At 71.6% G+C, this 20246-nt stretch carries 16 protein-coding genes and 1 tRNA gene; 3 read left to right on the top strand and 14 right to left on the bottom strand.

Going from position 1 to position 20246, the window contains the following annotated elements:
* Positions 1 to 135 precede the first annotated feature (135 nt).
* From EGM46_RS00455 to EGM46_RS00445, 3 genes are all read right to left on the bottom strand, one after another.
* Positions 136 to 1092: a 1,4-dihydroxy-2-naphthoate polyprenyltransferase gene (locus EGM46_RS00455; RefSeq protein WP_125098206.1), complete on the bottom strand. Its 957-nt coding sequence runs from the start codon at positions 1090 to 1092 to the stop codon at positions 136 to 138.
* A complete protein-coding gene (locus EGM46_RS00450) occupies positions 1089 to 2309 on the bottom strand; it encodes an AMP-binding protein (protein ID WP_241156090.1) in 1221 nt (406 codons plus the stop codon). The genes EGM46_RS00455 and EGM46_RS00450 overlap by 4 nt, the downstream gene beginning before the upstream one ends.
* Before the next feature lie 104 nt (positions 2310 to 2413).
* Complete coding sequence (locus EGM46_RS00445; RefSeq protein ID WP_125098205.1) at positions 2414 to 3169, bottom strand: IclR family transcriptional regulator; 756 nt, start codon at positions 3167 to 3169, stop codon at positions 2414 to 2416.
* Between the two features lie 105 nt (positions 3170 to 3274).
* On the opposite strand from EGM46_RS00445, the gene EGM46_RS00440 reads away from it, so the two are divergent.
* Positions 3275 to 5488 carry a malate synthase G gene (locus EGM46_RS00440; RefSeq protein WP_125098204.1) on the top strand — a complete coding sequence of 738 codons (2214 nt, stop codon included), beginning with the start codon at positions 3275 to 3277 and terminating at the stop codon, positions 5486 to 5488.
* Positions 5489 to 5571: 83 nt separating this feature from the next.
* Here the strand turns inward: EGM46_RS00440 and EGM46_RS00435 are convergent, their stop codons facing one another.
* A complete protein-coding gene (locus EGM46_RS00435; protein WP_125098203.1) occupies positions 5572 to 6486 on the bottom strand; it encodes a 1,4-dihydroxy-2-naphthoyl-CoA synthase in 915 nt (304 codons plus the stop codon).
* 26 nt (positions 6487 to 6512) lie between these two features.
* Complete coding sequence (locus EGM46_RS00430; protein WP_125098202.1) at positions 6513 to 7247, bottom strand: VIT1/CCC1 transporter family protein; 735 nt, start codon at positions 7245 to 7247, stop codon at positions 6513 to 6515.
* Between the two features lie 149 nt (positions 7248 to 7396).
* Here EGM46_RS00430 and EGM46_RS00425 point away from each other — a divergent pair, with 149 nt between their 5' ends.
* Entirely contained in the window at positions 7397 to 8413 is a 1017-nt protein-coding gene (locus EGM46_RS00425; RefSeq protein ID WP_125098201.1) for an o-succinylbenzoate synthase, read from the top strand.
* Here the strand turns inward: EGM46_RS00425 and EGM46_RS00420 are convergent.
* From EGM46_RS00420 to EGM46_RS00405, 4 genes are all read right to left on the bottom strand, one after another.
* Positions 8410 to 9612 carry a cobalamin-independent methionine synthase II family protein gene (locus tag EGM46_RS00420; RefSeq protein ID WP_125098200.1) on the bottom strand — a complete coding sequence of 401 codons (1203 nt, stop codon included), beginning with the start codon at positions 9610 to 9612 and terminating at the stop codon, positions 8410 to 8412. The genes EGM46_RS00425 and EGM46_RS00420 overlap by 4 nt on opposite strands.
* A gap of 192 nt (positions 9613 to 9804) precedes the next feature.
* Entirely contained in the window at positions 9805 to 11565 is a 1761-nt protein-coding gene (locus EGM46_RS00415) for an AMP-binding protein (protein ID WP_125098199.1), read from the bottom strand.
* A 5-nt stretch (positions 11566 to 11570) separates the two neighbouring features.
* Entirely contained in the window at positions 11571 to 14654 is a 3084-nt protein-coding gene (locus EGM46_RS00410) for a hypothetical protein (protein WP_125098198.1), read from the bottom strand.
* Positions 14655 to 14715: 61 nt separating this feature from the next.
* Positions 14716 to 15285, bottom strand: coding sequence for an adenine phosphoribosyltransferase (locus tag EGM46_RS00405; protein ID WP_125098197.1), 570 nt, complete (start codon positions 15283 to 15285; stop codon positions 14716 to 14718).
* A gap of 162 nt (positions 15286 to 15447) precedes the next feature.
* On the opposite strand from EGM46_RS00405, the gene EGM46_RS00400 reads away from it, so the two are divergent.
* A tRNA-Arg gene (locus EGM46_RS00400) sits at positions 15448 to 15521 on the top strand.
* Positions 15522 to 15763: 242 nt separating this feature from the next.
* Here the strand turns inward: EGM46_RS00400 and EGM46_RS00395 are convergent.
* From EGM46_RS00395 to EGM46_RS00375, 5 genes are all read right to left on the bottom strand, one after another.
* Positions 15764 to 16735, bottom strand: coding sequence for a hypothetical protein (locus tag EGM46_RS00395; protein WP_125098196.1), 972 nt, complete (start codon positions 16733 to 16735; stop codon positions 15764 to 15766).
* A gap of 2 nt (positions 16736 to 16737) precedes the next feature.
* Entirely contained in the window at positions 16738 to 17646 is a 909-nt protein-coding gene (locus tag EGM46_RS00390) for a signal peptidase I (protein WP_164512762.1), read from the bottom strand.
* Between the two features lie 88 nt (positions 17647 to 17734).
* Positions 17735 to 18553 carry a SipW-dependent-type signal peptide-containing protein gene (locus EGM46_RS00385; protein WP_125098194.1) on the bottom strand — a complete coding sequence of 273 codons (819 nt, stop codon included), beginning with the start codon at positions 18551 to 18553 and terminating at the stop codon, positions 17735 to 17737.
* 116 nt (positions 18554 to 18669) lie between these two features.
* Positions 18670 to 19575, bottom strand: coding sequence for a hypothetical protein (locus EGM46_RS00380; RefSeq protein WP_125098193.1), 906 nt, complete (start codon positions 19573 to 19575; stop codon positions 18670 to 18672).
* Positions 19572 to 20219 carry a hypothetical protein gene (locus tag EGM46_RS00375; protein ID WP_125098192.1) on the bottom strand — a complete coding sequence of 216 codons (648 nt, stop codon included), beginning with the start codon at positions 20217 to 20219 and terminating at the stop codon, positions 19572 to 19574. Before EGM46_RS00375 ends, EGM46_RS00380 begins: the two co-directional genes overlap by 4 nt.
* Positions 20220 to 20246: the final 27 nt, after the last annotated feature.

Here is a 20246-nt window from a genome sequence, read left to right as displayed (position 1 = left end):
CCGCCGCAACACCCTGCCCAAGTGACCCCGATCCCGGCGGGGGGACGGGGGGACGGAGGACGGCGCGGGGACGGAGACGGGACGAGGGCGGGCGGGGACGAGGGCGGGCGGGGACGGGGGGCGGGGACAGGGCGGCTAGAACGCGAACGCCAGGCCCAGCAGCACGCCGTAGGCGAGGCCGGCGAGACTCGTGAGCTGCAGCACCAGGATGAGCTCCTTCGGCGTCTTCGCGGTGAGCACGATCACGATGCACGGCGCAACGATGAGCAGCACGAGCCACACGAGCACCATGCCCGAGTGCGCGAATCCGAACATCGCCGGCACTACAAACGGCAGCAGCAGGCACACGACGAACAGGATCCGCGACGCGCGGTCGCCGATCCGCACCGCGAGCGTCTTCTTGCCCGCGAGCGTGTCCGTGGGGATGTCGCGGACGTTGTTGACGATCAGCACGGCCACCGCGAAGAGGCCGACGCCCGCCCCGGCGAACCACTCCTCCTGCGTGCGCACGTCGGTCTGCAGCCAGACCGTACCGACGGTCGCCACAAGGCCGAAGAAGATGAACACCACGACCTCGCCGAGCCCGGCGTAGCCGTACGGCCGCTTCCCGCCGGTGTAGAACCAGGCGGCGATGATCGCGACGACACCGAGCGCGAGGAACCACCACCTGCCGCTCATCACCACGGCCACGAGCCCGGCCGCAGCCGCAAGCCCGAAGAACACGAGCGCGAGCGTCAACACCCGCTTGGGATCAACGAGTCCGGATCCCGTTAGCCTGGCGGGGCCCACCCGGAACTCGTCCGTGCCGCGCACGCCGTCCGAGTAGTCGTTCGCGTAGTTCACGCCGATCTGCAGGAACACGGCGACGGCGAGCGCGAGCAGGGTGAGCGGCCACGAGAAGCCCTGCACCATGTGCGCGATCCCGGCGCCAGCCGCGACCGGGGCAACCGCGAGCGGCAGGGTGCGCAGCCGCGCCCCGCCCACCCAGTTGCGCCACGTGATGCGCGGCTCGGCCCCCGCAGCCACGCGCCGCTCCGCCGCCGCGCGCACGGCCGGGTTGCCCGACTTTCGCCGATCCTTCGCTGCGTTCATGCCTGTTCCTCCCCTGCGGCGCGCCGCGTTTCGCGGAAGCTGTCGCGCACGCGCCCAATCCACTCGCCGAGTGCGGCGAGATCCGGCTTTCCCCCCGCGAGCCGCGGGATCGCCTCGGTTTCCGTGACCCACTCGGGGACCGCTGCGGCGCCGAGCGTTGCACGCACCGCCTCGCGCACCGCGGCGAAGTCCGCTCGTTCGTCGTCGCCTCCGAGCTCCACCACGAGGGTGACGCGCTCGCCCCACTCGGGGTGCGGCGCGGCGAGCGCCACCGCGCCAGCCCAGCCGGGCAGCTCGCGCACCACGCGCTCCACCTCGTCGAGCGACACGTTGACGCCGCCGGAGATGAGCACGCGGTCGAGGCGCCCCGTGACGGTCAGCATGCCGCCGAGCAGTTCGCCGGCGTCGCCCGTGCGGTACCACCGGGTCGGCACGCCGTCGCGGCCCGTCTCGGTGACGAAGCGCGCGGCGGTGAGCTGGGGATCGCCGAGGTAGCCGAGCGCCAGCGTCGGCCCGGCGAGCTGCACTTCCCCGTCGCGAATGCGCACGCGCGTCTCGCCGATCTCCACGCCGTCGTACACGCAACCGCCCGCGGTCTCGGTCATGCCGTAGCTGCGCTTGAGCGCGACGCCGAGCTCGTGGCACCGCTGCCGCATGGCGACGGAGATCGCCTGCCCGCCGACCAGCACCGCGTCGAAGCGGCGCAGCGTCTCCGCGGCGTCAGCGTCGGCCGCCGCGAGGTCGAGGAGCCGGCTGAGCTGCACGGGCACGAGCGACACGTATCGCCGCTCAGCCGTCATCGCGTCGGCGGCGGAGAGGAGGGCCGCGGGGTCGAACGCGCCGTCGAAGAACACCGGGTCGATGCCGGCCCGCGCGCTGCGCACGAGCATCTGAACGCCCGAGATCAGGTGCGTCGGCAGGGCGACCAGCCACTGGCCTGGGCCGCCGAACCGCTCGTGCGTTGCGTCAGCGCTCGCGGTCAGGGCCGACGCTGAGAGCGCAACCGCCTTCGGGATCCCGCTCGAGCCGGAGGTGCGCACCACGAGCGCCGTCCCCTCCAGCAGCGGGGTCTCCAGCAGCTCGCGCACCACCTCGTCGCTCGTGCCGGGCGGTACCGGGAGCACGGGCGCGCCGCCGGCGAGCGCGTCCTGGAGGGCGGCCAGCAGCCACGCACGATCGTCGGTGGGGATGGCGCGAAGTCCGGAGTGCGAAGTCACCCCTCCAGGGTACTCGGGTGGCGTTCCGCCAGCGATTCGGCACAACACAGCCGCTTTCGCGGCACGGGGCTGGGTTTCGCCGAATCGCTTGGGGTGCGCCGCGGCTACGCGAGCTTCTGCGCCGCGCGCGTCAGCTCGGTCACCGCCCGCTCAACGATCGCGTCGGTCATGCGCGCGTTCGGCCCGGAAATCGAGAGCGCAGCAGGCGGCACCGCCCCGGGGATCGCCACGGCGATGCAGCGCACGCCCACCTCCTGCTCGCCGTCGTCGATCGCGAAGCCGCGGCGGCGCGTCTCGCGCAGGTCGGCGAGCAGGGCGTCCTCGGTCGTGATGCTCGTCGGCGTGTACGCCGGCATCCCGGTGCGGGCGAGGATCTCGCGCACGCGCCGCTCGGGCAGGGTGGCGAGCATCGCCTTCCCCACGCCGCTCGCGTGCGGCAGCACGCGCCGCCCCACCTCCGTGAACATGCGCATCCGATGCCGCGAGGGCACCTGGGCGACGTACGCGACGAGATCCCCGTCGAGCACCGCGAGGTTCGCCGTCTCCTGCGCGGCCTCCTCAAGTTCGGTGAGCGCGCCGCGCGCCGACTCCGCGAGCGGCGGGGTCGCGCGCTCCCCGAGCCCGATGAGGCGCGGGCCGAGCGCGTAGTCGCGCGTCTCGAGCTGCCTGGCCACCCCGACGTCGAGGAGCGTGCGCAGGAGGCGGTGCGCGGTGGGCACGGCGAGCCCGGTCCGCGCAGCGATCTCGGCAAGCGGGAGCGGGGTGTCTGCGGTGGCGAGCGCCTCGAGCAGACTGAACGCGCGCGCCACCGATTGCACTTGCCCGCCGCCAGAGGCGGGGATCGCCGGTTCGGATCTCATGATTCCATCATATGGAGTGAGTACTCCATATCGACAATCGGCCTCCTATCGTGGGCTGTGGCGCGACGCCGCGCCCCTCACACCACCCCCAGCATTGGAGCTCGCATGACCGCATACGCGTCCCGCGCCGACCTGTCCGTCGCAGACCCCATCCTCGCGTTCGCCGAGGAGAGTCTGGAGCGGCACGGGATCGACGCCGACGCGTTCTGGGCCGGCGTGAGCGACATCGTGCACGAGCTCGCGCCGCGCAACGCCGAGCTGCTGCGCACCCGCGATGCACTCCAGGCGCGCATCGACGAGTACCACCGCGCGGCCCCCGGCACGCCGGACCCGGCGGCCTACCGGGCATTCCTCACGGAGATCGGCTACCTCGTTCCCGCCCCTGGCGAGGTGCGCGTGACCACCGCCGACGTCGCGCCCGAGATCGCAACGCTCGCCGGGCCGCAGCTCGTCGTGCCCATCCTCAACGCGCGCTTCGCGCTCAACGCCGTGAACGCGCGCTGGGGCTCGCTCTACGACGCCCTCTACGGCACCGACGCGATCGCGCAGGACGGCGAGCTCGCGCCGGGCCGCGACTACAACCCGGCGCGCGGCGCGGCCGTGATCGCGCGCGGGCGCGAGCTGCTCGACACGGTCGCCCCGCTCCGCGCCGCCGCCGGCTCCGCGCCCTCGCACCGCGACGCCACCGCCTACGCGGTCGTCGGCGGGCAGCTCGCGGTCAGCCTCGCCGACGGGGAGGCCGCGCTCGCGGATCCCGCAGGGTTTGTTGGGTACACCGGCGACGCCGCGGCCCCCGCCTCCGTGCTGCTCGTGCACCACGGCCTCCACGTCGAGATCGTGATCGACCGCGCCGGGCAGATCGGCGCGAGCGACGCCGCCGGGGTGCAGGACATCGTCCTCGAAGCAGCGCTGACCACCATCATGGACCTCGAGGACTCGGTCGCCGCCGTCGACGCCGAGGACAAAGCCCTCGGCTACCGCAACTGGCGCGGGCTCATGGCCGGGACGCTCACCGAGCAGGTCACGAAGAGCGGCGCGAGCTTCACGCGATCACTCGCGAAGGATCGCAGCTACACCGCCCCGAACGGCGGCGAGGTGACGCTGCCCGGCCGCTCCGTGCTGTTCGTGCGCAACGTCGGGCACCTCATGCTCGGCGACTCGATCCTCGACCGCGACGGCGCCGAGACCCCCGAGGGGATCGTCGACGCGATCATGACCGCGCTCGGCTCGCTCGACGATCTGCGCGGCTCGCTCGCGAACTCGCGCACGCCGTCCATGTACATCGTGAAGCCGAAGATGCACGGGCCCGATGAGGCGGCGTTCACCGCCGAACTGTTCGCCCGCGTCGAGGAGCTGCTCGGCCTCCCGCTCGGCACCATGAAGATCGGGATCATGGACGAGGAGCGCCGCACCTCGGCGAACCTCGCCGCCGCGATCGCCGCGGCTGCCGACCGGGTCGCATTCATCAACACCGGCTTCCTCGACCGCACCGGCGACGAGATCCACACCTCGATGCACGCCGGCCCGTTCCTCCCCAAGGCCGCGATCCGCACCGCGCCGTGGCTCGGGGCGTACGAGGCGCGCAATGTGACCACGGGCGTGGCCTGCGGCCTCGACGGACACGCGCAGATCGGGAAGGGGATGTGGGCGATGCCGGATCTCATGGCCGCCATGCTCGAGCAGAAGATCGGCCACGTGCGCGCCGGGGCCTCGACCGCGTGGGTGCCCTCGCCGACGGCGGCGACGCTGCACGCGATCCACTACCACCAGGTCGACGCGTTCGCCGCGCGCGCCGAGGTCATCGCGGCGGCCGCGGCCGATCCAGCAGGCGCCGAGCGCGCGTTCGCCGAGCTCCTGACCGTGCCGCTCGCCGGCGCGGCCGACCTCGACGCCGCAACCGTCGCCGCCGAGCTCGAGAACAGCGCCCAGTCGATCCTCGGCTACGTGGTGCGCTGGATCGATCAGGGCGTCGGCTGCTCGAAGGTGCCCGACATCAACGACATCGGGCTCATGGAGGATCGCGCGACGCTCCGCATCTCCGCGCAGCTGCTCGCCAACTGGCTGCTGCATGGTGTCATCACCGAGGCGGAGGTCGACGCGGCGCTCGTGCGCTGCGCCGCAGTGGTCGACCGGCAGAACGCCGCCGACGCCGCGTACGAGCCCCTGCTCGGCGCCGACGGAGCGACCCCCGGTCTCGCGTTCACGGCGGCGCGCCGGCTCATCGTCGAGGGCGGCGCGCAGCCGAGCGGCTACACGGAGCCGCTGCTGCACGAGCTGCGCCGCGCGAAGAAGGCCGAGCAGGCGGCACGGGCAGCGTAGGCGGAGCCGGCGCGGCTCCGCGGCTGGGCGGCGGGACCGCCCAGCCGCACGGCCGCGATCCCGCGCAGCCGCGATCCCGCGCCCTAGAAGTGGTAAGGGAACGGGCTCCAGTCGGGCTCGCGCTTCTCGAGGAACGAGTCGCGCCCCTCGACGGCCTCGTCGGTGCCGTACGCGAGACGGGTGGTCTCGCCAGCGAAGAGCTGCTGCCCGACGATCCCATCGTCGACCGCGTTCATCGCGTACTTCAGCATCCGGATCGCGGTCGGCGACTTCCCGAGGATCGTGCGCGCCCATGCGATCCCGGTGCGTTCGAGCTCCGCGTGCGGCACGACCTCGTTGACCGCGCCGATCTCGCGCGCACGCTCCGCCGAGTACTCCTCGGCGAGGAAGAAGATCTCGCGCGCAAACTTCTGCCCCACCTGCTTCGCGAAGTACGCGCTGCCGTAGCCGGCGTCGAACGAGCCGACGTCCGCGTCGGTCTGCTTGAACTTCGCGTGCTCACGGCTCGCGATCGTGAGGTCGCAGATCACGTTCAGCGAGTGCCCGCCGCCGGCCGCCCAGCCGGGCACGAGCGCGATGACCACCTTCGGCATGAAGCGGATGAGGCGCTGCACCTCAAGGATGTGCAGCCGCCCGGCGCGTGCGCGCTCCTCGGGCCCGACCGCCTCCTCCGACTCCGCGTACTTGTAGCCGTCGCGGCCGCGGATGCGCTGATCGCCGCCCGAGCAGAACGCCCAGCCGCCGTCGCGCGGGGAGGGTCCGTTACCGGTGAGCAGCACGACGCCGACGCGCGGGTTCACGCGCACCCGGTCGAGCGCATCGTAGAGCTCGTCGACGGTGCGCGGGCGGAACGCGTTGCGCACCTCGGGACGGTCGAACGCGATGCGCGCGATCCTGCCGTCCACGCTGAGGTGCGCGGTGATGTCCGTGTACTCGGCGGCGCCCGGGGCGATCTCCCACTCTGCCGGATCGAAAAGCTCTGAAACCTGCTGCGTCATGTGCCCAGCCTATTCGCCGCGGCGGATCAGGACACCGCCACCCCGAACAGCAGCCCGATGAGGTAGGTGGCCGCCATCGTCGCGATGCCCATCGTCACATTGCGCAGGATCGCTGGGCGCTTCGGCGACTCGCCGAGCCCCGCGCTGATCCAGCCGGTCAGCACGAGCCCGACCACCACGCCGAGCGCGGCCACCCAGACGCGATGCTCCCCGACCGGCAGCAGGATCATGAGGAGCGGGATCAGGGCTCCGACCGTGAACGCGACGAACGACGACACCGCGGCAGCCCAGGGGCTCGTGTATTCGCCTGGGTCGATCCCGAGCTCCACCTCGGCGTGCGCGGCGAGCGCGTCGTGCGCCGTGAGCTCCTCGGCCACCTGCTGCGCGAGCCCAGCGGAGAGCCCGCGCTGCTCGTAGAACCCGGCGAGCTCCTGCAGCTCCTCCTCCGGCTGCTCAGCGAGCTCGCGCGTCTCCTTCGCGATCAGCGCGCGCTCCGTGTCGCGCTGCGTGCTCACCGACACGTACTCGCCGCCCGCCATCGAGAACGCGCCGGCGACGAGGGCGGCGAGGCCGGCCGTCACGATCGCGACGAGGTTGCCTGGCGTCGCGCCGGCGACGCCGATCACCACGCCGGCGGTCGAGACGATGCCGTCGTTCGCGCCGAGCACGCCGGCGCGCAACCAGTTGAGGCGCTGGCCGATCTTCTGGTGTGGCTCGTCTGCGTGTTGCCGCTGGTTTCCGGGGTTCTGCGTGAGTGCCATGCACTGAGTCTGACCCTCGAATCGGCGGTGCGCAAGCATGGTGAGGCTGGCCTTTCCCCTGGTCTCGGCGCAAAAATCCGCAGGTGGGACGCCGGATCCTTCGGCTCCAGCTTCATCGCATGTCGGAGGAACTCCGTACACTCGGTGGCATGACGCACGTCGAGCTCCCGCCCCTCACCGAGCTGCTCGGCGCGCTGCGCGTGGTGTCGATCCCGACCCGCACGAGGTTCCGCGGCATCACCGTGCGTGAGGCTGCGATCTTCGCCGCCCCCGAGGGGCCGAGCGAGTTCTCACCGTTCACCGAGTACGACGATGCGGAGTCGAGCGCCTGGCTCGCCGCGGCGATCGACTTCGGCTGGCTGGCGCAGCCCGCGCCGCGCCGGGAGCGCATCGAAGTGAACGCCACGGTGCCTGCGGTCGGGCCGGATGAGGTGCCAGGGATCCTCGCGCGCTTCCCCGGCTGCCGCACCGCGAAGGTGAAGGTCGCCGAGCGCGGGCAGACGCTCGCTGACGACGTCGCGCGGGTGCGCGCCGTGCGGGAGGCGCTCGGCCCCGACGCGCGCGTGCGCGTCGACGCGAACACCGGCTGGTCCGTCGACGCCGCGGTCGCGGCGCTCACCGCGCTCGCACCGTTCGACCTCGACTACGCCGAGCAGCCGTGCGCCTCCGTGCCCGAGCTCGCCGCGGTGCGCGAGCGCCTCGCCGCGGCGGGGGCCCCCGTGCGGATCGCGGCCGACGAGAGCGTGCGGAAGGCGAGTGACCCGCTCGCCGTGGCCCGCGCCGGCGCCGCCGACCTGCTCATCGTGAAGGCGCAGCCCCTCGGCGGGGTGTCACGCGCGCTCGACATCGTGCGCGAGGCCGGGCTCCCGGTGGTGGTGTCGAGCGCGCTCGACACGTCGGTCGGCATCGCGATGGGGGCGCAGCTCGCCGCGGCGCTGCCGGACGGGATGCTCGCCGGCGCGTGCGGCCTCGGCACGGTCGCGCTGCTGCAGGGCGACGTGACCCGCACCCCGCTCGTGCCGGAGGGGGGCTCGATCCCGGTCGGCCGCCCGCTCCTCGATCCCGATCTGCTGGATCGCTTCGCGGCGACGCCCGAGCGCACCGCGTGGTGGCGGGAGCGCGTGACCCGGTGCCACGCGCTCCTCGCCGCCGGGGGAACGCCCTAGAGGCGCACTCGGCGCGCGCCCTCGCCGAGCGCCTCGAGCTTCGCCCACGCGATCTGCGGGTGCACGCGGCCGCCGAGGCCGCAGTCGGTCGCGGCGATGACGCGCTCCGGGCCGACGATCTTCGCGAAGCGCTCGATGCGCTGCGCGACGAGGTCGGGGTGCTCAACGAGGTTCGTCGAGTGGCCGATGACGCCGGGGACCAGGATCAGGTCGTCCGGGATCAGCTCGCGCTGCTCCTCCCAGACCGCCCACTCGTGCTCGTGGCGCGCGTTCGCCGCCTCGAAGGAGATCTGGCCGACCTTCGCGCCGAGCACGGTCTTCAGGATGTGCTTCAGTTCGATGTCGGTGGTGTGCGGGCCGTGCCAGGAGCCCCAGCAGAGGTGCAGGCGGATCTGCTCCTTCGGGAGGCCCTCGATCGCGGCGTTGATCGCGTCGATGCGGATCTGCGTGAACGCGAGGTAGTCCTCGATGCTCGGCTCCGGGTTGATCTGGTCCCAGTTCTCGGCGAGCGAGGGATCGTCGAGCTGCAGGATCAGCCCGGCGTCGGTCACGGCGCGGTACTCCTCGCGCAGGGCGGCGACCCACGCGTCGATGTGCTCCTGCTCGCTGCCGTAGAACTCGTTCTCGATGCGCGCGGCCGAGCCGGGCGCGATCGCCGTCAGGAAGCCCGTCTCGCCCGCGGCGAGCGCCGCGTTCAGGTTGCGGGTGTCCGCGGCGATGGCCACCTGCCCCGTGTAGCTGATCGGGCCGGTCGTCGCGGGGAACGCGGTCGCGTTCTTGCCGACACTGATCCCGCTCTCCGGGTCGCGGTAGGCGTCCGCGAACGCGGTCCAGTCGCGGCGGTCGGGGAACGTGGTGAGGCGCACGTCGCCGGGCGCCGAGCGCACGGGCTCCTGGCTGAAGATGTCCTTGCCGGTCAGCTCGAGACCTGCGGTGCGCTGGAACGAGTACGTCCACCACGCGCCGTAGTCGACCGCGTTCGACATTGCCTTGCCGAACTCGCCGTCGCCCGGCTGGGTGATTCCCGCCGCGCGCTGCCGCTCAACGACGTCGCGCACCGCCTCGGCGACGAGCGCCTCGTACTCGGGGGTCGACTGCAGCGTGAAGCCGTCGTCGGCGAACGTGCGTGCGGCGTTCGCCTCGATGAGGGCCTGCGTGCGGGGCAGGCTGCCTGCGGTGGTGGTTTCGATACGGGTCATGAGTTGACGGTAGCGAGGGCGCGGGGTCTGGCTCCACCTGGCCAAGGGATTGTGACGCTGCGTGACACTTGGGGGGGGGCGTGGGGCCCTGGGGCCCTGGGCCCCAGCCCCCCCCAGTGAGAAGTGGCAAACCGACCCTTCACCCCAGCGAAGGGTCGGTTTGCCACGTTTCGATGGCCCGCGCCCGCGGCGCTACCCCTTCAGACCGGGGAAGTCCTCCTCGCGCCACTCGCCAGCGGTCCGCTCACCGGCGGCGTACGCCTCCTCCTCGTGCTGACGCAGCTCAACCCGACGGATCTTGCCCGAGGTGGTCTTCGGCAGCTCCGCGAACTGCACCCGGCGCACCCGCATGTATGGCGGGAGCGCGACGCGCGCGTGCGCGAGGATCTCGCGCGCCGTGTCCTCGGAGTCCGGCACGCCGGCGGCGAGCGCAACGTACGCCTTCGTGACGTTCAGGCGGGTCTCATCCGGCGCGCCAACCACCGCGGCTTCGGCGACGGCCGGGTGCTCGAGGAGCGCGCTCTCGACCTCGAACGGCGACACCTTGAAGTCGCTGGACTTGAAGACGTCGTCGGTGCGCCCCACGAACGTGAGCACCCCGTCGGCGTCGCGGCGTGCCACGTCACCCGTGTGGAACAGCCCGTCGGCGGTCGCGCGGGCGGTCGCCTCCGGGTTGCCGAGGTACTCGGTCATGAGGTTGATGGGGGCGCGGCGCACGCCGGCATCGCCCGGCTCGGCCGCGTCGATCCGCAGGCAGATCTCGCCCTGCTCGACCTCCGCCCCGGTCACCGGGTCGATGAGCACGGCGTCGACGCCGGGCAGCGGCAGCCCCATGGCGCCCGGCACGATCGGGTCGCCTGGCATGTTCGCGATGAGCGCGGTCGTCTCGGTCTGGCCGTAGCCGTCGCGGATTTCGAGCCCCCACCACTCCTGAATGCGCGCGATCACCTCGGGATTCAGCGGCTCACCGGCGGACACCAGTTCGCGCAGCGCGTGCGGCTTGCGCTCCAAGCGGTGCTGGATCAGCATGCGCCACACCGTGGGCGGCGCGCAGAAGGTGGTGACCCCCGCGCGGTCGAGCTCCGAGACGAGGAACTCCGCGTCGAAGCGGCCGTAGTTCGCAACGAAGATGGTCGCCCCGACGTGCCACGGCCCGAAGAAGCTCGACCAGGCGTGCTTGCCCCAGCCCGGCGCGCTGATCACGAGGTGAGTGTCGCCCGGGCGCACACCGAGCCACGACATGGTGGTGAGGTGGCCGAGCGGGTAGCTCGTGTGCGAGTGCACCACGATCTTCGGCAGGCTCGTGGTGCCCGAGGTGAAATAGATCAGCGCGGGATCAGTGCTGCGCGTCGTCTTGGGGATCGCGCCTGCCCCGGCGGCGCGTGACTCCTCGTAGTGCGTCCACTCCCAGAGCGCTGCGCGCTGATCCTTCGTGCCGCTCGCGAGGCCGACTCCGATGCCGCGGTAGTTGCCGGGCACCTCCGCGAACTTCACGGCGTCCTCGGGGGCGGCGAACACCCAGTTCACGCGGCCGCGCGCCACGCGGTCCTCGAGCTCGGCCGCGCCGAGCACCACGGAGGTGGGGAGGATCACCACGCCGATCTTCATCGCCGCGAGCATGATCTCCCACAGCTCGACCCGGTTGCCGAGCATCAGCATCGCGACATCGCCCCTGCGTGCCCCGGTGGCCCGCAGCCAGCCGGCGACCTGGTCGGAGCGGCGCTTCAGTTCGGCGAAGGTGAGCTGCTGCTCGCTGCCGTCCTCCTCGGCGATCCAGAGCGCCACCGTGTCGTTGCCCTCGGCGATCACATCGAAGACGTCGTGCGCCCAGTTGAACTCGGCGCCAACGTCTGGCCAGCGAAACTCCGCGCGTGCGCGGGCCGGATCGCCTGCGCAGGCGAGCAGCTGGTCGCGGGCGGCGAAGAATGCGGTGGTTGCATCGGTCTGGGTCATGCGCTCTATTCTCCACCCGCGCGGCCGACGCGGCGCACCACGGCGACCAGCTGGGCCCCGAAGCCGACGAGCATCACCCCCGAAAGGACGAACGCAGCAACGCCACGCGCGTCGCCGCGGGGCATCGGGCCGATCACCCACCAGAACACCACGCTCTGCGCGACGAGGAGCGCGGGGAGCGCGCCGAACGAGACCAGGCGGAGCCCGACGCTCGGGGGCCTGCGCCGCAGGAGGGCCGCCGCCGCGGTGCCGACGCAGGCCGCGAGGAGGCCGCCCGAGAGCCACATCATCGCGGCGTACGGCCTGGCGTGCTCGGCGGCCGCGCGCTGCGCCGCCCCGGCCTCGATCCCGGTGAACGTGCCAGGCGCGAAGTCGAGTCGCGCGCCGAGGTCCGTGTACGCGCCGATCTGCAGCTCGTACTGGCCGAGTGTGGCGTTCACCTCCGGCGAGACCGCGAAGTCGCCGCCCTCGCCGAGCGCGTCGGTCTCGCGCGACTCGACCGCGTCCGCGTCGAACGCGACAACGAGCGCGCCGTCCTCCCGCACCGTCTCCGAGCCGATCCGCAGTTCCCTGCGCTGCCCGGCGTCGTCGTACGTCGACATCTCCGCGCGCCACGGCGTCACCGTGTTGCCGTCGGCGTCGGGGATCTGCGGCAGCTCGCGATCCGAGTCGATCCAGCCGCCGCCGCGCAGCTCGGGGACGAGCTCGGGGGCGACGGTCAGCTCGATGCGGAGCGGGCGCACGGGCGCGGACCCGTCGAACGGGCTGCTCGGGTTCGTGTAGTACTCGTCCTCCCAGGTGTCGAGCCACGCGGCCCAGCGCACCTGCTCGGCCGCAGCCGTCGGCCCGGCGTCGACCGCCGCGCTCGCCAGCGTGTAGCGCACCTCCACCTCGTGGGTGCCGGAGAGCGCTTCGGTGAGCTGCGTCACCGCGACCGCGCTGCGCGGCTGCGGTAGTTCGCGCACGGGCACCACAGCGCCGTCGATGCGGAACGACTCGAGCGAGAACCCCAGATCCTGCCCGAGGTAGCTCGTACGCCACTCGCGCGCGACCTGGGGCACACGCGCGGAGTCGGCCGCAAAGACCGCGTCGAGTCGCTCGGTCACGGTGAGGCGCGCGACCCCCGCCGCATCACGGCTCAGCTCGGCCCGGATATCGAAGCCGGAGAACTCGACCGCGAGCGTGCCGGGCAGATTGCTCGCGTCCTCGCTGAAGTGTCTGGTGGGCTCGTACGGCGGCGGCACCGTCGCGACCGTGGTGATCGCCCCGGCGAGCACCGCGAGCGCCGCCCCGAACGCGATCAGCGCCGGCAGCGCAAGGAAGCGTTCGCCGCGCCACCCGCCAGCGATCGCCGGGTCGCCGGCCTCGCGAATCGCGAGTGCCGTGACCCTGCGGCCCGCGCGGCGCGGCGGCTCGAACAGCAGCGCGTATGGCAGCAGCGGATCGTCGAGCGGGCCGCGCTCCGTGAGGCGCGTGGCCCGCGCGAACACGTGCACGCCCTTGAGCTGCTGCACGGCGAGCGCGCCAGCACGGGTGAGCGGGCGCGGGCGGTGCACGAGCACGAGCGTCGCGAGCGCCAGCACGGTCGACGCCGCGACGAACGCCGCAGGCCACCACACGACCGCGAGGATCACCTGCTCGGAGAGCTGCCGCAGCAGCCCCCACTGCAGCAGCGTGATCGCGATGGGCGCGAAGACGAAGAAGTCGCGGACGTAGCTGTCCGGCACCCAGCGCAGGCCGCGCTCAACCACCTCGTCGGGGGCGCGCCAGCTGCGGGCCGCCGCACTGGCGGCCGGCGCGTTGCCCCAGCGCCCCGCGCGGCGCCCAGCGCGCGCGAGCCGGGCCAGCCACGACCCGCGCCGCGCGCGGTGCGTCGGCTGATCCACGAGCTCGGCAACGAGTTCCGCATGCCTGGTGCTGCCCAGCAGCGCGGCGGCGAGGTCCGGCGCGAGCCGCGCGGGCGGCTCACTGCGCGGGAGGTACCATGGCTCCCCCGCGCTGTCGGCCCAGACGACGCGCCGCGCGGCCGCCGCGAACAGTGCGAGGATCGCCAGCACTGCGAGCGGCAGCAGCGGGCCGTAGCTCTGCCACCAGAAGAGCGCCGTCGTCGGTGGCTGCACGAATGTGCCGGGCTCGAAGCTCGCGCGGATCAGGATGTCCGGGTAGGGCGGCAGACCCTGGTCGTTCGTGAAGCTGTAGCGCACCCCGGCGGTCGCGGCGCCGGATCCTGCGTCGCCGCCGTCCTCCGGCTCAAGCCACTGGGTCGCGCTCGCGATCAGCCACCCGACATACGCCTGCGGCTGGCGGATCAGCGCGGCGTCGAGCTCCTCCGGGAGCGTGAGCGACACCTCGATCCCGCGCGTCGCTTGCGGCCACAGCTGCCCGAACACCGGCCAATTCCAGGCGTCGACCGGCTCGCCCGTCGCGTCGTCGACCGCCGAGCTGGCCAGGTTGCGGAGCGTGTACGACACGGCGATGTCGTGGGTCCCGGCAAAGTCGGCACCGTCGGGCTGCGTGATCCGGATCGTCGTCGTGGTCGCCGCGCGCACCAGCTCGGCGGTGACCGGCGCGCCGTCGACGCGCACCTCGCCAAGAGCGAACTCCGCGTCGTGGCCCTGGAACTCGGTGACGAGGACGCGCTCGACGCTCGGCTCCGGCCCGTTCCGGAAGTCAGCGGTGTAGCGCTCGGCGATCTCGGCGACGAACTCGCCGTCGGCCCCGCGCGAGACCGCGTAGTCGACGCCGACGTCGCGCGCCACCCAGTCGACCTCGTCGACCTCGGCCGCGGCGATCACCTCATCGAAGTCGAGTGGTTTGTTGACAATCGGCCCGAACAGCAGGAACAGCCCAACCGCGGCGAGCAGCGCCCAGCCCACGCGCAGCGCAGTGCGCACCGACGCGTCGCCGCGGGCGCGCAGCCGGGCCTCCACTGCCGTGAGGATCCGGGCGAGCCACCGGAACAGCGGCGTGTGCGCCGGCGCGGGATCCGGGATCCTGCCGGAGTTCAGCAGCTCGGGATCGCTCCCCGCCAGGTCGAAGAAGTCCGGGCCTGGCAGCCCACGCCTCGCGGGTCTCGCGTCCTTGCTCATACTCCCGATTCCCCCGAACCGCGTGTGCCCCGGAACCGCTGCGCCGGGGTCTGGTGCGCCGTTAGCTGTGGAATACCGTGTGCAGCGCCGGATCGTTCAGCGCGTCGCGGCCGCCGAGGTCATCGATCTCGAACAGCACCGAGGTTCCTGCGACCTCGTAGCCGAGCTCGCGCATGAGGGAGCGCGCCGCGACGAGCGTGCCGCCGGTGGCGAGGACGTCGTCGATGAGCAGCACGCGCGAGCCGCGCGGGAAGTCGGCGTGGGCCTCAACGACCGCGACGCCGTACTCGAGCGAGTAGTCGATCGTCGCGGCGGGCCGGGGCAGCTTGCCAGCCTTGCGGATCGGCATGAGGCCAGCCCCGCTCGCGTATGCCGCGGCGCTCGCGAAGAGGAAACCGCGCGCCTCGAGCCCGGCAACCACGTCGAAGGTGCCGGCGAACGGCGCGATGAGCGCCGCAACGGTAGCTCGGAACGCTGGGCCGTCCGCGAGGAGCGGTGTGATGTCGCGGAACAGGATCCCGGCCGCCGGGTAGTCCGGAACTTCGAGGATCAGGGATTCGGCGCGGGCGAGCTGCGCTGCGTCGCCGGCCGGTGCGGCGGCGGCAGTGGACGGCGTGGAGTTCTCATGCACGCCGTCAAGGGTACCGTGCCGCGCGGCGCACCGGCCCCGCGCGCTCGGCGAGCGCGGCCGCGGCAGATCCGCGGAATCGTGCGGCACACGCCCGGGATGCGCGCCTGAATTTTCATATCCAGATCGCCTCGTGTAATGTTTACTGAGTTGGGTCACCAACGTGCGCCCCTAGCTCAGCTGGATAGAGCATCTGACTACGGATCAGAAGGTCGGGGGTTCGAATCCCTCGGGGCGCGCAAGTCTGAAACCCCCGTCGCGACAGCGGCGGGGGTTTCTTCGTGTCATGGGGCTGCATTCTCCCGCCGAGACGGCGCTCAGACAACATCGACCTCGCGCGCATCTTTCCACCTCGCGTGCATCCGCGCGAGAATCGGGTCGCGATCGAAAGATCCGCGCGAGGTCGGCGGGGCAGCGCGGGCGCGGGCGCACGCGAACGGGCGCACGCGAACGACGCGTGCGCCCGTTGGGACGACGAACGCTACTCGGCGGGAACCGCGACGCGAGCGCACTCGGCGCACAGCGTGCGCTTCGCGCCGCGCCACTCGCGGATTTCCACCCGCTCATCGTGACGCCCGAGTTCGCGGTCGCACTCGTCGCAGCGCTGCGTGCGGCGACGGAGCGCCAGCAGCAGCCAACCGATCAGCAGCAGGGCAATCGCGATCCCGATCAGCGCGAGGATTCCCGTGGCACCGGTCACCGCGAGTGCCGGGATCGTCGGGGACTCGGTCTCACCGCTCAGTTCGACGCCGACGTCGAAGCGCAGCACCGTCGAATCGGCACCGAGCGCCTGCGAGGTCTCGACCGCAGCGTCCATCTCGAAACCGACGGTCACCGGCACACGCTCGCCCTGCGGCACTGCGATCTCGGCAACGTTCGCGCGGCCAGCGAGAACGAGCGCGGAGAAGCGCTCCTCGCCGGACACCCCCGCGATGTCCCAGAACAGTGTGACGTCATCGGCGAGGTCAGGGTTCCGCGCGCCCTCGGGGACCACCTCGGCGAGGTCGATCGTGACCGCAGCGACGCCGTTCCCCGGCCCGGCATTGACCACGTTGAGCGTGCGCACCACGCGGTCGCCCGGGGCGGCAACGCGGTCACCGATGAATGTCGTCTCGGCGCGAGCGTACTCAGCACCGGTCCAGTCGAGATGGACCGCTGGCCCGTCCCAGCTCGCTTCGATCACGGCGGGATCCGCGCGCACCGCCGACGGGTTCGAAGCGGCTCCGCCGAGGCGTTCGGGGAGTGCCGGGTTCGCGTTCGCCGACACGGAGTCCTGCGCTCGCGCGCCAGTGAACGGCAGTGCATCCGCAGCCGCGAGGGCGAGCACCGAGGTCGCAAGCAGGAGGATCGCGAGCACCCAGGCGATCGCCCGGCCGCGCGTCGACAGGCCATCGCGCGAGTCAACGGCGAGTGCCACCAGCCGCGGGTCGCTCGTGTTGAGTGACGGGGACATCATCACGCCTCAATTCGATTGGTCGCTGGGAGATCGGTGGCCTCGTCCTCGCTGACGGCGCCAAAGAAACGTTCGGGGGTGAGCAGTTCGGTATCGAAGCTCGGCGCAACCGCCTCGGCCTGCGGCGCGCGCTGCATCGCGAACGCGAGTTCGCGCTCGCGCAGTTCGAGCTCACGCTCGCGGAGCTCAAGTTCGCGCTCGCGCAGCGCATGGTCTCTGCCAGGCGCCGGATCGCTCGCGGGGAGGGCCGCGCCGCGCGCTGCCGCGCCGCCGCCGTTCGGCGCACCCGACCCGGCCGAACCGCCTGGCCTCGGCACACTCAGCACGGTGGTGCGTGGACGCCTGAACGAGGACCACAGCCCGCCGATCACGAGCGCCGCAGCTGCGATCCCCACCACCAGCATGGTGTTCTCACTGACCCACTGGCGGACCCAACCGAGCTTCGGGATCCCGAACATGAACACTCCGCGCACCTGCGAGGGAGAAATCGGCTCGTCAACCGAAGAGTTCGCGTCGCCCTGGGTGATCAACCGGCAGTTCGTGCCGTCGTCGAACGTGCCGATGGTCTTGCCCACCACGCGGTGGGTGATGAGCGTCGGGTCGTTCGGCTTCGGGAGAAAGGTCACGATCGTCCCGACCGAAATGTCCATGCAGACCTCGGCTTCGCTGACGCCCTTCACCACGACGACATCGCCGGGGGCAAAGGTGGGCTCCATCGAGCCGGAGAGCACGGTAAATGAGTCGCCACCGAGAATCCGCGGCACCACCACGATCGCGAGCAGCACGATGATCGCGGCAAGCGCGAGCGCTGAGGCGAACGCCCGACCGACGATGCGCCAGGGCGACTCATACCAATTACGTGTCTCCGCACCACGGGAGGTGAGGCGGCGGACCTGACGTCGAATACTCATGCGGCGGCTCACTTCCGGTGGGCGAGAAACGGGGAAAGCGGACGGGGCAGCGGGCTGGCCGCCTGACGGCGGCCAGCCCGAGGGCTCCTTAGTTGAACTGCGCGCCCGTGTCGCGGACCTGCGACAGCGAGACGGTGAGGTCACCCAGCGTGTCGGCGAGCGACACATCAGTACGGTCGGTGACCGTCACGTCGGTGTCCTGGTAACGGAAGTCGGCATTCTGGTCCTCGTAGAAGGACGCGTAGATGACGACGTTCAGCTCGGCCGTGGTGGCCGGCATGCCGAAGACGGCGCTCTGCGCGGCGGTGCCGGTGACGGCCGTCGCGGTCGAGCCGAGGATCCCGTTCTTCGCATCCTCCGACCCCGATGCCTGGCCGGTCGCGGGGGCCGAGAGGTACAGGAGCGGCGCGTCAGCCGAGGTGGGCAGCGCGGTCTCGCTGACGAGCAGCTTGTCGCCGTAGTAGACCTCGTAGCTGTAGTTCATGCCGGTGATGGTGTTCGTCAGCTTGTCCAGGCCATCGATGCCGACGCGGGCAACGAGGTTGTCACCGTCGAGCGTCGCGGTGGCCTCGAACGACGCCGCGAGCTTGTCGCCCGGGGCGATACGCCAGGCGTTGACATCGTCGATCTGGTGGCCGAGCTGCGAGCCGTCGGTCGCGCCGACGGTCGCGGTCGCGTCCTTCCGGTCGTTCGAGACATCCCAGAACGAGGTGTCCTCGAGCTGCTCGATGTTCAGGTCGCCGGCGGTGATGGTGCCACCGGAGAACGTGTCCGAGGCGGACCACAGCGCGAAGGTCGAGCCGCCAGCGAGGAGCGCTGCGGCGCCAGCGGCCACCCAGAGCAGGCCACGACGGCGCTTCTTCGGCTCGCTGATGACGATGATCTGGTCGCGATTCATTTCAGACATGTGTTCTCTCCTAGATGAGCGCTTGGGGGAAGGGAGGGTCGTGACGGCGCTCGTCGACGCGACCAAGTGGTGGGAAATCGGTACTGCTCTTCGGGGAACCCGCAGCCGTCGGGGAACTAATCCCTGGGATCGACGTTCGGGTTGAGGGTGGTGACAATGGGATCGAGTTCGATCACCACGTCGGGTTCGCCGGATGGATCCGGGTACACATCGGCTGACCAGTCGGCCGTGGCCCGCGCCCGGGTCGTGTCCTCCGCGGTCGCCTCGGCGAGCGCGCGGTTGCGGTAGACGCCGAGAAGTTCAAGCGCTGGCGGGTATCCGACCGCTGCGTGCCACCGTGCGGTCGCACCGTTCGAGCTGCCGTCCTCCGCGAGGCTGGTCACGTGCACGTCGTTGACGTATGTGCCGTCAGCGACATCGTTCCAGTCGAGCGCCACGCACCACTCCTGGGCCGACTCTGCGCCACCGAGGGCGGCGCCGGGGGCCTGGAGTTCTGCGTCATCGGCGTCGAACAGGTACACGTTCTTGGGGGTCTCTCCCTCGCCGAGCGCGGGAGTGGCCGGCACCGTTGAGCAGTCTCCGCCGGCGGCCGCCGGGTACACCTTCATGGTGCTCTGCTCCAACACGGTTCCCGGCTTCGCGATTCCTGCGGTGAGGTCGTGCGCGTCGTCGTCGCTGCGCTGCGCGGAAGCCGAGACGCTGTAGTTCAGGCCGGCAATGCCGAGGGCGGTCCCTCGTGCCGTGAAACGCCAGATCACGGGCTCCGCGTCGACCGAGGTCTGATCCAGCACTTTGATGATCGTTGCGCCAGGCAGCGTGACGCTCACTGGCGCCCCGCCGGTTGAGAACTCTCGGGTCTTCGCGTCGAGCGACGCCTCCGCGGAGAAGCGCACCGCGCCAACAGCGACGTCCGGCACCGGCGCGTCGGTCTGCGCGCTCCAGAGCGCGTTCGCCACGAGTGCGCCGCCCATCAGCGCGACGACACAGCCGCCGATCAGCAGGTTCCTGGTTCGAGTCTTCACTCTGCCCCACCCCCGGCCGTCACGAAGCCGGCGCCCTCGCGCACCTGCTGCAGCTCAACGTCGATCCCGTCAACAGACCAGGATGCGAGGTCAAGCAGTGGCTGCTCGGCGGTCCACCGATAGTCGCCGAGCACCGAAACGGTGACGACGACGGTCCAGTCCGCGGTGACTCCCGCGTTCGAGCTCTCCAGCCCGGGGACGCGCACGGGGGTGCCGAGCTGCGCCTCACCGGTGACCGGCGCAACCTGCGCGCCAGCACCGTCCTCAATGCGGTAACTCGCGGAGATGTTCCCCGCCTCGATGTCGCTGGTCGCCCCAGCGCCGGTATCGACGGCGAGCGCCGCGTTCAGGTTGTCGCCACGCATCGTGGTCGTGATCGGGACCGAAATCTCGATCACGTCGCCCGGCATCGAGTGAAAGCCGGCGGTGCCACCGCTGAGCGTGCCGTGTGCCGGGGCGGTCACCCCTGGCGTGATCTGCTCCCAGGTGCCCGCACCGGTCACAACGTTCAGGTCACCGGCGGTGACGGCGCCGCCCGAGAACGAGGCCTCAGCCTTCCAGAGCGCCACAGCCATGCCGGCTGCCGCGATCACTCCGACCGCAGCGAGCGAGGCTCCCGCAATGAGTTGTGTTCTGTACTTCATCCCGCTCACCCGCCTTCCTGCTGTCTG

This window comes from Leucobacter chromiireducens (genome assembly GCF_003917135.1).
In the GTDB taxonomy this organism is placed as follows: domain Bacteria; phylum Actinomycetota; class Actinomycetes; order Actinomycetales; family Microbacteriaceae; genus Leucobacter; species Leucobacter chromiireducens_A.
Note: the sequence above shows the minus strand (reverse complement) of the source record. Positions and strands in the feature narration are given on the sequence as shown.

Excerpts from the sequence above, each read along its gene's own strand:
- EGM46_RS00410 (WP_125098198.1), bottom strand. The coding sequence starts at position 14,654 with ATGAGCAAGGACGCGAGACCCGCGAGGCGTGGGCTGCCAGGCCCGGAC.
- EGM46_RS00385 (WP_125098194.1), bottom strand. The coding sequence starts at position 18,553 with ATGTCTGAAATGAATCGCGACCAGATCATCGTCATCAGCGAGCCGAAG.
- EGM46_RS00440 (WP_125098204.1), top strand. The coding sequence starts at position 3,275 with ATGACCGCATACGCGTCCCGCGCCGACCTGTCCGTCGCAGACCCCATC.
- EGM46_RS00390 (WP_164512762.1), bottom strand. The coding sequence starts at position 17,646 with ATGAGTATTCGACGTCAGGTCCGCCGCCTCACCTCCCGTGGTGCGGAG.
- EGM46_RS00425 (WP_125098201.1), top strand. The coding sequence starts at position 7,397 with ATGACGCACGTCGAGCTCCCGCCCCTCACCGAGCTGCTCGGCGCGCTG.
- EGM46_RS00445 (WP_125098205.1), bottom strand. The coding sequence starts at position 3,169 with ATGAGATCCGAACCGGCGATCCCCGCCTCTGGCGGCGGGCAAGTGCAA.
- EGM46_RS00430 (WP_125098202.1), bottom strand. The coding sequence starts at position 7,247 with ATGGCACTCACGCAGAACCCCGGAAACCAGCGGCAACACGCAGACGAG.
- EGM46_RS00375 (WP_125098192.1), bottom strand. The coding sequence starts at position 20,219 with ATGAAGTACAGAACACAACTCATTGCGGGAGCCTCGCTCGCTGCGGTC.
- EGM46_RS00455 (WP_125098206.1), bottom strand. The coding sequence starts at position 1,092 with ATGAACGCAGCGAAGGATCGGCGAAAGTCGGGCAACCCGGCCGTGCGC.
- EGM46_RS00415 (WP_125098199.1), bottom strand. The coding sequence starts at position 11,565 with ATGACCCAGACCGATGCAACCACCGCATTCTTCGCCGCCCGCGACCAG.
- EGM46_RS00420 (WP_125098200.1), bottom strand. The coding sequence starts at position 9,612 with ATGACCCGTATCGAAACCACCACCGCAGGCAGCCTGCCCCGCACGCAG.
- EGM46_RS00435 (WP_125098203.1), bottom strand. The coding sequence starts at position 6,486 with ATGACGCAGCAGGTTTCAGAGCTTTTCGATCCGGCAGAGTGGGAGATC.
- EGM46_RS00395 (WP_125098196.1), bottom strand. The coding sequence starts at position 16,735 with ATGTCCCCGTCACTCAACACGAGCGACCCGCGGCTGGTGGCACTCGCC.